Genomic DNA, 13,239 nt, shown 5'->3' with positions numbered 1-13,239 from the left:
ACGATTTCTACTATCCTATGCATAAAAGAGAGAGTCTATGACCACCCAAACCATTCAAATAAGAAAAACTTGACTTCCGTTTCTTCTTCCTGCTCTGCCTCTGCTATTTCTTCGGGATTTTCTTCCGCATCAGCTGCCGCCACACTTGTTCCAAATGAGAAGTCTAAAAAGCATAATGGAGGAAATAATACGCACCACCAGTTATCTCCTTGACCTTCGCCTAACGTAATTAGAATTGCTTCATATTCTCCAGCAGGATAAATATGGGTTCCATATAATTTTGTTGGAAAAGTAACATTTTCTCCGTATTCAACCGTATACTCGACTTCTGTTCCCTCTGCCTCAAGGACATCTGCAACTATTTCCTTTATTTCCGGTATGCGTGTTTCAATTACCTTCCTTGCCTCTTCCAGATTCGTCATATCTTCCACCCATGTTGCCACTTCCTTATTAACTTCATCACGGACCAGCCTCTTTATTTCTTGATCTCTATCTGTATCACTATTAGCTAAAATACGCAGCCTAATCGCCTCATCCGGAATCTCCTGATACTGATATTCTAATCCTTTCTCTTCACCGCTAATTCCTTTGTTAGGTATGCTTAGGAATAAAATAAATAATATAAGTACAAAAAATACAAACTTTTTCATTACGTTTTCCCTCCCCTTGAACTTATTCTTCATTATGGACAGGGGATGAAATTTTTAAACTAGTAATCTACTATTTTTTTACTTGGTAATAAATATGTACAAAGATAAAGAAATGAAAATCACATAGAGGTGTGACTTGAGGGGTTGTTTGGAGCGACTTTGATTGGGGGCGGATCGACTTCCAGGTTGTTTGGAGTGACTTGGACTATGTTCGGGGTGACTTTTCGTATGCCTGGAGTATTTGGTGCGCTTCAAGCAAGTTTACATTCATCGTTTAATAAACTTCAATTGAGATAAAAAGGAATAATAAGGTTGGGACATAACTAAACTGCTTAACCAAAAGACGAACAATGTACTAATTAAGCGGAGGAAATATACGTAGACTCCTACGGGAGGATAGGCCTAGGTGAGACCCCGCAGAGATGACAGTCTCGAGGAGGCTCAACAGCCGCCCGTGGAAAGCGAAGTATTTTTCCGCAGCGGGTGCCACCACTATTTAGTTCGTTTTTCCCTTTTTTGCAAACACATTTGTCCCAGCCTCATCTTTGCCGAAATAATACGGTCTTTCCCATTGATATCCTGCAGACATTCTACATCTGCCTCTGGAAAAGCAGAGAGGATAATATTCGTTACAGGCTCTCTTTGTTTGGCACCAATTTCAAATGCTACTCTTCCATCTGGATTTAGAATCTCTCGAGCTTGCTTTACGATCCTTTTATAGGCAGCGAGACCTTCCTCTTCCGCAAAAAGCGCAAGTCTAGGATCAAAGTTTTTCACGGTATCTGCCATTTCGGACGCTTCCTCCAATGCTATATACGGGGGATTAGAAATCAGCAAGTCAACCTTTTTCTTTTCTTTTATGAGCGGTTCCAGAAAATCGCCTTGTAAAAAATGAACGTCCGCTTGATGCTTTTCAGCATTCCTTTTTGCTATTGCTAAAGCATCATTAGAAATATCAATTGCGTATACATTTGCTCCTGCTGGAAGCTCAAGGGCAAGTGTAATCGCGATTACACCACTTCCCGTTCCAACATCCACGATGTTTATGTTTGATTTATTTTCCATTAAGGAGATCGCATGCTGAACGAGCTCCTCTGTTTCTGGTCGAGGAACTAGCACGTCTTTGTTCACATGAAATTCCCTCCCATAAAACATCTCATACCCTGTTAAGTGCTGAACTGGTATACCAGTTTCCGCGTGTAGCAGAAGGTCTTTTTCAAATTGCACCAGCTTATGTTCAGGTACCAGCTCCCGCAAATTCATAAAAAATTGAGAACGGCTCAGTTGCAGATAATGCTGCAAGAGAATTTCCGCGACCCTAGCTTCTCTATTATGTTTTTCTAAAAAAAGAGAAGCCCGTTTAAGGACTTCATATAGTTTTTCACTCATCTTATTCACCAATTTGCTCTAGTTTATTCGTTTGCTCTTCCAGTTGAAGTGCGTCTACAAATTCGTCTAACTTTCCTTGCAAAATTTGGTCAAGCTTTTGAATTGTAAGTCCAATTCTATGGTCTGTTACACGGTTTTGCGGGAAGTTATACGTACGGATACGCTCAGAACGGTCACCAGTACCAACCGCAGATTTACGAGTTTCATCTAGCTTCGCCTGTTCTTCTTGCTGGAATTTATCATAAATCCGCGCACGAAGCACCTTCATCGCTTTTTCTTTGTTTTTAATTTGTGACTTCTCATCCTGTATCGAAACCACAATTCCAGTCGGTACGTGCGTTAAACGGACAGCAGACATCGTTGTGTTAACACTTTGCCCACCAGGACCACTGGAAGCAAAAGTATCTACACGAATATCTTTCTCATTAATGTCTACTTCAATCTCTTCTGCTTCTGGAAGAACAGCAACCGTAGCTGTAGAAGTATGAATACGACCACCAGATTCGGTTTCTGGAACACGTTGAACACGATGGGCACCGTTTTCGAATTTCAGCTTCGAATATGCACCTTTCCCGTTAATCATAAAAATAATTTCTTTATATCCACCAACACCTGTAGTGTTAGCTTCCATTACTTCGATTTTCCAGCCGTGCGCTTCCGCATAGCGAGAATACATCCGGTATAAGTCGCCGGCAAATAAAGCCGCCTCATCTCCACCAGCAGCACCGCGAATTTCCATAAACACGTTTTTATCATCGTTCGGATCCTTTGGAAGCAGAAGGATTTTCATTTTTTCTCTTAATTCTTCTTCTTTAGTCTGAAGCTCAGAAATCTCTGCTTTTACCATGTCATACATTTCTGCTTCTAAATCATCATCTTCGAGCATTTCCTTAGCGTCCTTAAGCTCTGAATCCACATCTTTATATTCACGATAAGCCTGAACAACATCCTCAAGGCCTGACTGTTCCTTTGAATACTCACGCAATTTCTTCGTATCATTTACAATCTCTGGGTCACTTAAAAGCTCATTCAGCTTATTATAGCGATCCTCCAATGTTTGTAAGCGATCTATCATCACGAACACCTCTTTCTAATTACCAGTATATTATATTATACTGAAGGGTAGTGGTCAATTTAAGGAAGGAGAATTTAGATGGAGTGCCGTTCTATAGATTATCAATAAAGTACTACCCTTTATTTAAAAAGAACACCGCTCGTATCATGAACCTTCAATCATTTCAGAAGGTTATTTAATTCTTTCATATAACGACTTGATGCAAAGCATACCTCTCCGTTTTCCATGGTGATTTCTCTTGTTTTCTTGTCTATATTAGCGATATTTTCAATGTTTACGACAAAGGAATTATGGCATCTGTAAAAGCAATCATCCAGTTCTTCTATTTCTTTTAACTTCCCGTAAAATTCCACCTGCCTTTGATCGGTATGCATAACAATTTTATGAAGTTTCGGAGACGTTTCAAAAAATAAGATATTGCTGTACTCTTCACTAATTACTTTATCTCCACTTTTTATTTGAAATCGCTTCTTCGTCTCATTTTGATTGGACATGTATCGTTCATTTGCCGTTTTGATACAGTCTATGACACGCTTTTGAATATCCGTAAAGTCATCCTTAATAATGTAGTCTAAAGCTTCCACCTTATATAGAAAGGTTAAATACGTTAATTCTGAATGAGTAGTTACAAAAACAATGGACCCCCTGGAGTCATACTTTCTGATTTCAGCACCTAATACAATACCACTCTTTTCATGTTTTAAATCTACATCTAAGAAATATAGACCATTTATATTATTGGATTGGACGTATTCAATGATTTCGTCTGGATTATCTGTGGAAAGAGCAACTCTCATGTCTAACTCCTCAATCATAATATAATCTTTAATATACTTAGTGATTCGCTCTTTTTGTTTCTTATCATCTTCACAAATAAAGATCTCCAACACCTCTATGCCCCCCTATCAAAAACTTCAATCCCCTGGAAAAACTGTCTTCCTTCTATTTTTGTTTCTAAAGTAATATTTTCATAGGACGAAGTTAACTCCTTTAAATTACCGAGGCCTATCCCTCTATTTTCCCCTTTTGTGGAATACCCTTTTTTAAATAGCTTGGACAGTTTCGGTATTTCTCCACTAATTGTATTAACTACCACAATCAAAATGGATTTTTCCTTCTTGATAAATGCAATCGTAATTTTACTATTTTCATGGTTTGCGGTTTCCTCAATTGCATTGTCTAAAATAATACCTAAACACCGGCAGAGACTTATGGAATCCATTTTAATCTGTTCAATGGGATCTACAGCCTCGATGGATATATCAATACCTGAATCCTGTGCTTTTATAAGCTTGGAAACAAGTGTCCCTTTTACTTCCGTTACTTTTATGTTTTTCAGTGCACCAAGTTTATAATTATTAAGCCGAATATGTTGACTAGCAGGCAAGACTTTTTCATTAAAGTAGTCCTTTAATTGATTTATATTACCTGCTCTAATATATTCAGACATGGAAGCTAGTATATTTATGTAATCATGCCTGAATTTTTGTAACTCCCCATACATTTCTTCCAGATTTTCCGAGTAATTACGTAATTGCCTATACTCCTCCTGCTTTGCTTTCACTTTCACTTCTTTAACAATAGAAGAAAGCAATATCCCTAAAATACTTACAAAGAAAATGACATATACGAGAAAGATATAGCTATTTAATTGGATAATTTCTCTTGAGAATCCTTCTCTGTTTGAGATAAGAATATTAATATAAATAAATGCAATCGTTAACACTGTCAAGAGCAATAAAAACATGCTGTATTTTCGAACAAACGGTATCCATTGTTTTACATAGCTAATGACTAAATTTGTGATAAAACTAAACATGATAGCAAATAAAACGAAGAACAAGAGGTGTAATAAGAAATTAGGTAAATACATTGCTACACTGTCTACGGTGTGATTAAAAATATAGATGTCTGTAAGGAAGCTTAAATGATCACTTAAAACAAGAATCATGAGGGAATAAAGAGGTACTGTGGTACTAGCAACCTTATCTTTGGTATGTCTATAATTGATTGCTATTGTTAAGATTACCAGAATAAATATCCCCATTAATCCAATATACAAGAAAACAAAGGCCGCAATACTTGCTATTCCAAAAATGAAAAGCAATCTTTCCTTCATAAACCCATTCGCTTTTAACAAATAAAAGTTAATTAAACAAAGGACAACAACTTGGGTAAAACTACCAATATATGTAATTAGCACAAAAAAAGCTCCTTCATATATCTTCTTTTTAGGAGCATTTTATCACGAAATTAAGTTTTTTTAAAGTATTCAATCTATTTTAGGTATAACGGCTCTAGGTTTATAGCTAAATAACATCACTAGCATAAGCATTCGAGGACATTTTGCCACTCGACTATTATTTTCACACATACTTTATTCCATCTCTTCCTGTAATTCCTCTGGTATTTCCGGTTCGTATAAAAAAAGCATACAATTCAAGCGGGCTGCTGCTGCACCTGATGTCATTCCGATTGTTGAAATCACTTCTGATATTACCCTTTTCCATTGAAATTCTACTACTTTTTTGATCAATATGATTCCCTCCCTTCTAAGTTTGAATGTTTTTGTATCGTTAATAAACAAGCTAATGTGGCTCCAAATGTCAGAAGGTTCTTCGTAGTTACAGTTGCAATAAATAGAGTAACCAGCATTAAGATGAAACACATCATCATCGATTGATTTCTTAACTTAAGCTTTCTGCTATCACTCATTTTGGCGCTTTTTCTAGTAAAACTTGGTGCAAAGAAGTAGAGTATGACAGCGTTGATCAAATAAATAACTAGAATGATTGCATTCGGGATAGTAACTAAAGTAGCAACATATGGAATCCCCACAAAATACAAAACACTGATTAAACTGCATAGAGCACTCGTCTTAGCATGAACACCGTAGGCATTTTTTCTAATGAGATAATAAGACAGGTGGAAGATAATAGTAGCTGTTAATAGGTTTAATATGTATGCCATGGAGTACACAATCAGCATTTTTGTTATATTGATAAAAAGCATTTCCAATCCTAATTTTAATTTTAAATATGCTTTATTATCCTCCTTCAATTGTGTATTTACCCATTCAGCAACCCTAATAGCAGCAGCTTCAGTCAAACTTATTTTGTTTAGCTCTAGCTTCTTCATTCCATCACCTCATATTCATCATAACTCTATCTATCATCTACTAAATGAATATTCAGTAAGTTGGACAATTCTGTACTTAGATGATGAATGATCTCATTTCAGTTCCATGTAAGTGTTGAAAATTATTACTTAACTGCATCCACTAACGTTTCCACCCTCGGATAGATCGTTACAGTTTTACTGTATCCTTTTAAGTCTACTCGGTCTAAAATCAGGCTGTGACGGACTGGTATACAGGTGTCCTTTAATAATTTTTGATTTAAATTAAAAGCATATATATAAAGAATACGCTCGATAAAGTAATACAGTAAATGCTGCTCTTGCTCAAGGATAATAGGATATTCTTTTGGTTCCTCGTTAGCAAAACTAGGAATCTGGAATTTCTTAACATATATTAAGGGACCGATAGCTATTTTTTTGCTATCTGTGTTTAGAAACATTATTGCTTCCGCTCTTTCCAGCCATTTTCTATCTTCTCTTTCTCCATTCGGTTCCGTTATAATAACATCAAACGTTTCTTGGGTATCATTCAAGACTTCCCCCTGCACACCCGTTATTTCCATAAGTGGGTTATTTTGAAAAGCCTGTTTAATATATTCATAGCCTTCTATATCAAATAAAAGTTTCATACGCTTCTTCCGTTTAAGGAAAACTTCCACCTCTTTTAAATAATCACTAAAATGTTGGGTAGAAATAAATTCATAACGAAATAATTCCGTATATTCTCTAATTAAGCGAAAGCAATTTCTCTTCAAATCGTTACAATTTGTAAAATAATTCGGATAGCGTTGAACCACTTTTTGTACAATTTGTTCTTCTCTATGAAAGGATATAGTTTTTTCAAGACCAAAATAAAATAACTTTTTTAATTTTCCCTTATCCAAATTGTATATCTCAAAAGCAAATTTTACCTCGTCGCTAATACTATCATGGACAAACATAATATTTTCAAACACTTTTATTTCATATTGATGATTTAATAGATACATATAAATAATCACCTACCCTATTAAAAATACGTATAATGTGGTTTCATTTCCTCCTATTAAGCGGTTAACTTCCAAATCATAAAAACCGCCCAGCGGCAAGGATTGCATACCTAAATAAGTAGAAACCAATTGAATATTTTGTCCGATATGACCTGCTTCTTGCTGAACAAGCTTATAAGAGATATCCGTATATTTTTTGGAAATGGATTGTAAATCGACACTTAAGACAATGGCAAATTGAGCAGTAGATACCAATTTTTTCTGAATAAAGGCATCCTCCACAACTTGCCAAGGTATACTATCCTTTATTAAAAGCTGATTGGTATCCATGTTAAGTTCCGATATATTCCCCTGTTTCCATAAATCCTCATCTACCCGCTCATTGTGAAACATATAATGAATATTCACATAGTAACGTGCTCCCCCTGAAGGGTAAGCACGATGCCCGCCCTCTCCTCCAATAAATGCCAATTGAGAGAAACGTGCAATCAAATTCATAGTGATCCTTTGATTATTCGAAAATGTACCGACACAGGTTTTTCTATTCAAGATAGTCTTCTCAAAACTACTTGCGAGATCAAAGGTGTAGGGCAGTTCTTTCTTAATATATCCTTTATTCGATTTCTCCTTACGCTTGTAATGTTTATATAATTGCGTGGATGTATATTCTTCTGCATTAATGGATGAAAAGTGATAATCGAAAAATTTTTCTTCAACTTTCAACGAATAATCCCATGCCCACATTTGCCTTCTCACCCCTTTTATACTTATTGATGCACTATTTCAGTATAATAATCATATAGAATACTAGAGAAAATATATTCTCGGTCAGGAGAAACCCCCAAGCGATTATTTAACATATGCATATGGGAGATTAAAATATAGTACACTTCATGCTCCTTATAGATGGACTGCAGCCCATAAATATCCAGCATTTTCTCTTTTAATAAATTTATATAAGATTGATATGGTTTCAGGGTCTTTTTACTTTCCAAATGGCGGGTTCTACTCTTTAGAGAATGTGATAGGGAACTGAAATTAGGCTGATCTTTAAATTCCTTCCAAATCATATGATAATCATAAAAAAAAGAGCGTCGATCCTTTATCCATTGCATTTCTTCCGCTAGCTTTCCACATTCGTACATCATATCGTAGGCAATTACATAACGTTTATTCCTTGGCAGTTGCTGAATGATCACACTTGCGAATTTTGAAGAAGCCATAAAAATGTCCTCTGAAATTCCCATCACGTTCTCTCCACCATACCTATATATTTCTGGATGGTAGTCTATCGACTGAATACTAAAATTAGGATAAGCTATTCCACTTCCTTCTCCTTCTGTTCTTTTTACTCGCTGATCCTCCTTCATTTTTTGAAAGGGCCAGTCTCGATGCTCTCGTTTAAATTCCTCTAAGGTTGACTGTAATAGATGCGTAAACCGGTCGCTGTCACCTGAACCTTTATACCTAAGTCGGACATGAGGTCCGCCATCCCAATAACGTATAAAGAAATACCCATCTGCTAATTCTCTGTCCGCTAATGGTAGGAGGACATGTTTCAGATAATCATCAATTAATGGATAATCATGAATAAAAATATGTTTCGAAATCCACATCCTTACTCCCCCTCGTATTAGAATTTTATATAAGACGAACTAGTACTATTTGTCTTTGGAAAAATCATTAAAGAATAACCAATAAACTCGGTCTCTGGTAAATCAAGCTTCTTTTTAATGTAAACATCCTTATAGTTTTTCATCCCACGGCTAGCTTTTCCCCATTTGGTTGCTAGTAATGATAGATATTGAGCGATATACCCCATATTTATAAAAGAAGAATCATAGGAATATTCATGAAATTTAGGATGAAAATGAAAAAACAACCAAAGATTCAACCCAGTTACATTCGTATATGATTGGTATTCTGCTAATATCCTATTAGCTTCTAGTTGATTTTCAGCATCGCTCACTTTTATCAATTCGCCATTGTAAAATCTATAATACCCATTATCAAAACCTTCTACATGATTTATATATATGGATATACCTATCTCCATTTTCTTAAGCAACTTGTCTAATTGGGTCAGTAATTCTAGCATATCGCCCTTACGAAAGATCTCATTTACAAATACATCCCCAGATAAACTTTGATTAGATGAACGTTTTTGTGTCCATTCAAAGAGATCTTCCAGATTATGCTTACTTGTTTTTTTTTCATCTGATTGGATTTCCAGCACCTTAACTACTGACAAAAACGGGGTTCTTCTCTGTTGTGTAATAGATGCAGTGTCAACTTCTTGATAGTAGACACCTTCACTTCCTAAAGCCAGCTCCACATTCATTAGTGCATGACCAATATTAAGCATAGAAAGGATTTTATGAAAGTCACCATAATCACGCTGCAATCTCCTGTCATCTGCTACCAATAACAAATGCATTGTATTCCCATCTAAACCAATTAAGAAATCGTTCTTCCTTACTTCAATTTGATCTGAAATTGGATTTAATCGATAAAGATGTTTTTGATAAGCTAGAATGAGCTTCACACTGGAAATATTTCTAGCTGTTGGAGAAGCAGAATGAAAATAATATTTGCTATGGAAATCGATCCGATAAATTCTCTCCACACTTGAAAATACTTTATATAAAAAGCTCTCCCACTCTGGTAAATGGTCATGGTTTTTTAAAAAGTCCATATCAATGTAAGCAACAGGGGCTTGTGTACATGGTCCTTGCTTTATTTCTTCACCATAATAAAACATATCAAAGCGCTTCTCGCCAAATTTCTCTAAGTAACTAAGATCAATCATATTTGCCTCCTATGGAAAAGGATGTGGAATATTTTCAATCCAATCTTTGTCGAATCTCCCCCTTCCTTTCGTCTGGATCGCTTTTTCTATACGGGAATATACGACACGCTTGTTTTGATGTCCAAATGTCATGGTTAACATCCCTGGAGCAATATACTTCACATTTACAAAACCGGAAACAGTTAAGTTCGGATTTTCAACTGCTACACGATAAGTCTTTGGTGAAATATTGGTGATTTTCTCCTCAAGTGTACGAAGTACTTCCAATGCACGACCAGAATAGTCTTCATAATAATTCTCCAGTTCCTGTTCGTTCATATGATAGGGAGTCTCCAGAGCAAAGGAGAAAATGTCTTTCATCTCTTCATTAGAATAAAGCAGCAGATGATCCTCTAATTCTGTTACGGAGTGCGGATTTTCCAACAGCAATTTTTTCCTTTTCTGGTAGTCAGGCTTTTTAAACAAATTTTCGAATACGGATATGGCGGTAGTTGCTTCTATTAATGCCTTTTCAATTGCATCTTTTAAATCGAATGAAGCACTAGCTGCTGTATAAAAAGCCATATCTTTTTCGCTTGGACTTTCCTTTTCCAGCAAAATCCATATTATTGGTATGGCTACTTCTACTGAAATTTCAAAAATATGAACTTTGATTCCTTTTCTTCGCAATGCTTTCACATAATAATCGATAGAGCTTGATTCCATTTCTTCTACTCGTATTCTTACAGGTGGAATCTGACCATACCATGTCGCTAGAAAAGCATCACGTTCCAACAATTCTAATATTGCATGAAGGCTTGCCTCTTCCACTGTAGATCCTAATGCACTTCCATTTGAGCTCTCGTAAATATAACGCTTTTCTCCAGTCACTTGGTGGGAATTGTAATATATTAATTGTTCCGGAATTAACACATTCTCTTGTTTATGCAGTGCAAACGCTTCACTATAGTAGATGGGAATATCCTTCTTGTATCCCTGATCGTTCTTATAGTTATTTAGCATCATCACTTCACTAAGAGTTAAATCAATTTGTTCAGACTCCTCTTCTCTTAGTGGCTTTCTTCCCTTCGATCTATAAGGAAAAGCGGTTGCATATCTTTCCATTGATTCTAAAACAGATGTATATTTTGATGCCCCATATGTTGAGGTTCTTCCGAAAGAAAGCATAGAGATCCCCTTATAAAAAACTTCCGACTGCACCATAGGGGTCCCGTATGAATCACCCGTTCTACTTAATTGATTAATTAAGGCTGCTTTCTGACCAAAAAGCATAGGTTTAAATTTCTCTAGTCGATGCTTTACCTGGTCAAAGCTTTCTAAACGTAAATTATCTTTTTGAAAATACCCATCTTTTTGTTTATGTGACATATCCACACGGTCCTGTGAACATGAAGAACAGTCATCTCTCTTAAATGTGCCGTGTACTTGAATTTCATAAGATTCACGATCAAATGTATAAACTCGTGGAACCTCTTGTTCCAGCTCCAGCTTGTCTTTTAGACGCGCAACGATCTCCTTTTCATATGAATATATAGGACCGTCTTCTCCATAAGAAAAATAATATGAATACAAATCTACTTCTTTCCATCGTTCTTTCATACAATCGAAACAAAAGTGTTGTCCATTATCCTTTGGTCCAACAAAAATGTACTTCCTGTTGTGTGATACTGGAATAATACTATTTGTCAGAACAGGAAGAGAATCTACTTGTCCTCCCATTTATGATCCCTCCATAACTTCATAGCCATATCCCAGCTCTTTCAGGATATTACTTATATTTAAATGACTCATTTGCTCCACTTCACTTCTTACATTTAAAAAAATATCTTCGTATGAGATCAATCCGGCGATATTCTCCTGTTTCATACTTACTTGACTAAAGCCAGCTTCGAGTAGTGGGACATGATTAAGCTTTGCACTAATCCATGTATAGATAATTAATGGGATATATTCTTTGTTATAGATCGTATAATTATATTTGTACCATTTGTCTTGACCTTTCTCGTGTAAATACAACATAAGACCTTGTTGTTCATGTATATCCACAAGAAAGGATAATTCCATTCCATCCTTAGTTAGCAGATCATCTATCATCTCATACTCTGGAATATTTTTAATATTTACATACAATATCTTTTGTTCCCGCTCTTTCTCCTTAGCGTTTAAACGATGAATAACTTTGGAGTCCTGTAAAATGGTAATATCATTGGGATGATCAGACAACAATGCTTCCATAAATACTACCTCAACAACAAACTTAGCTAGTCTTTCGTAACTTACATCTGCAATATAATAATTATCCTTTGAATCAATACCTTTCTGTTTCTGAATTGTGAGGATTTGAATTGGTAATTGTTGATACTCGTGGTAATCCCTGTTCAGATTAAAGGAAGAAACAGAAGAATGATACAATTGAAGAAACTTCTCTAAAGCATTTAAAGATGTAATGGTGTCATCTGCTTCTAGCTTACTAACCGTTCTTCCATTGTCCTCTGTTTTTTTCAGATAAAATTTCCTCCTTTTTTTAACCTCCAAATCTCTTTTAATAAAGAAAACGGATGGATATTCATCGAATGCCGATGTTAAAAGTGCATGGAAAATAAAGGGGGCTAAAATTTTTCCTGCAACCATCGAATTATCTAATTCCAAGGCAAGAAGATTATTTTCTGGAGGAGCGATAACAATTTCCTCCTTTTCATTTTGATAAATGATGAAAGAGGAAATACAAGCATTTCCCTCCCATAACTCAAAACAGGTTGCCTCTTCATCTAAACGATGATCTATATCATTTTCTAAACACTTGTCGATTAAAGCAGAAGAAGCAATATGCTGTTTGGGACACACGATGCTGAAGTTACCTATTCGATTCAAATTATATTCAGTAATAAGGGAGTTACCTTCTAGCCATGAAAAATATTCATACTTGGAATGATGTTGTAATATTTCCTTATCTATTTGATATACCAGCCCTCTATCTATTAAAAACTCCAGTAAAGCTTTAAACCGGGGAAATAATTCATAAGCAGCATTCTCCCCTAATCCGTTTCTTAACTGACTGATCATATAATGTATTTCTAGATAATCAGCCTCTCCTGCTCTTATTTTGTTTGTTTTCTTTTCCCCAACTAGATATAAATGATGATCTTCATAATAGTAACGAATGGTATTTTTGGCTTTTAGAATACGCAT

At 35.7% G+C, this 13,239-nt stretch carries 13 protein-coding genes; all 13 read right to left on the bottom strand.

What is annotated here, in order from left to right; translation table 11 throughout:
• Positions 1-35: 35 nt before the first annotated feature.
• Complete coding sequence (gene spoIIR / locus D8M04_RS15200) at positions 36-650, bottom strand: stage II sporulation protein R (protein WP_121524262.1); 615 nt, start codon at positions 648-650, stop codon at positions 36-38.
• A gap of 492 nt (positions 651-1,142) precedes the next feature.
• A complete protein-coding gene (gene prmC, locus D8M04_RS15195; protein WP_121524261.1) occupies positions 1,143-2,039 on the bottom strand; it encodes a peptide chain release factor N(5)-glutamine methyltransferase in 897 nt (298 codons plus the stop codon).
• 1 nt (position 2,040) lies between these two features.
• Positions 2,041-3,114, bottom strand: a complete 1,074-nt coding sequence (prfA, locus tag D8M04_RS15190; RefSeq protein WP_121524260.1) for a peptide chain release factor 1 — start codon at positions 3,112-3,114, stop codon at positions 2,041-2,043.
• 158 nt (positions 3,115-3,272) lie between these two features.
• Positions 3,273-4,001, bottom strand: coding sequence for a LytR/AlgR family response regulator transcription factor (locus D8M04_RS15185; RefSeq protein WP_246001287.1), 729 nt, complete (start codon positions 3,999-4,001; stop codon positions 3,273-3,275).
• 5 nt (positions 4,002-4,006) lie between these two features.
• Positions 4,007-5,317, bottom strand: a complete 1,311-nt coding sequence (locus D8M04_RS15180) for a sensor histidine kinase (RefSeq protein WP_121524258.1) — start codon at positions 5,315-5,317, stop codon at positions 4,007-4,009.
• A 174-nt stretch (positions 5,318-5,491) separates the two neighbouring features.
• Positions 5,492-5,650: a cyclic lactone autoinducer peptide gene (locus tag D8M04_RS15175; protein WP_121524257.1), complete on the bottom strand. Its 159-nt coding sequence runs from the start codon at positions 5,648-5,650 to the stop codon at positions 5,492-5,494.
• Positions 5,647-6,252: an accessory gene regulator B family protein gene (locus D8M04_RS15170; protein ID WP_121524256.1), complete on the bottom strand. Its 606-nt coding sequence runs from the start codon at positions 6,250-6,252 to the stop codon at positions 5,647-5,649. The genes D8M04_RS15175 and D8M04_RS15170 overlap by 4 nt, the downstream gene beginning before the upstream one ends.
• Before the next feature lie 125 nt (positions 6,253-6,377).
• Positions 6,378-7,241 (bottom strand): hypothetical protein, encoded by an 864-nt coding sequence (locus tag D8M04_RS15165; RefSeq protein WP_121524255.1) that lies wholly within the window; start codon positions 7,239-7,241, stop codon positions 6,378-6,380.
• 12 nt (positions 7,242-7,253) lie between these two features.
• Positions 7,254-7,985, bottom strand: coding sequence for a SagB/ThcOx family dehydrogenase (locus tag D8M04_RS15160; RefSeq protein ID WP_121524254.1), 732 nt, complete (start codon positions 7,983-7,985; stop codon positions 7,254-7,256).
• Positions 7,986-8,008: 23 nt separating this feature from the next.
• Positions 8,009-8,857: a thiopeptide-type bacteriocin biosynthesis protein gene (locus D8M04_RS15155; protein WP_121524253.1), complete on the bottom strand. Its 849-nt coding sequence runs from the start codon at positions 8,855-8,857 to the stop codon at positions 8,009-8,011.
• Between the two features lie 17 nt (positions 8,858-8,874).
• Positions 8,875-10,050: a nitroreductase family protein gene (locus D8M04_RS15150; RefSeq protein ID WP_121524252.1), complete on the bottom strand. Its 1,176-nt coding sequence runs from the start codon at positions 10,048-10,050 to the stop codon at positions 8,875-8,877.
• Between the two features lie 9 nt (positions 10,051-10,059).
• Entirely contained in the window at positions 10,060-11,769 is a 1,710-nt protein-coding gene (locus tag D8M04_RS15145) for a YcaO-like family protein (RefSeq protein WP_121524251.1), read from the bottom strand.
• A complete protein-coding gene (locus D8M04_RS15140) occupies positions 11,770-13,239 on the bottom strand; it encodes a hypothetical protein (RefSeq protein ID WP_121524250.1) in 1,470 nt (489 codons plus the stop codon).

Source organism: Oceanobacillus piezotolerans (assembly GCF_003665065.1).
Classification (GTDB): Bacteria; Bacillota; Bacilli; order Bacillales; family Amphibacillaceae; genus Oceanobacillus; species Oceanobacillus piezotolerans.
The sequence above is the reverse complement of the archived record's forward strand: the minus strand, read 5'-3'. Positions and strand labels throughout refer to the sequence as shown.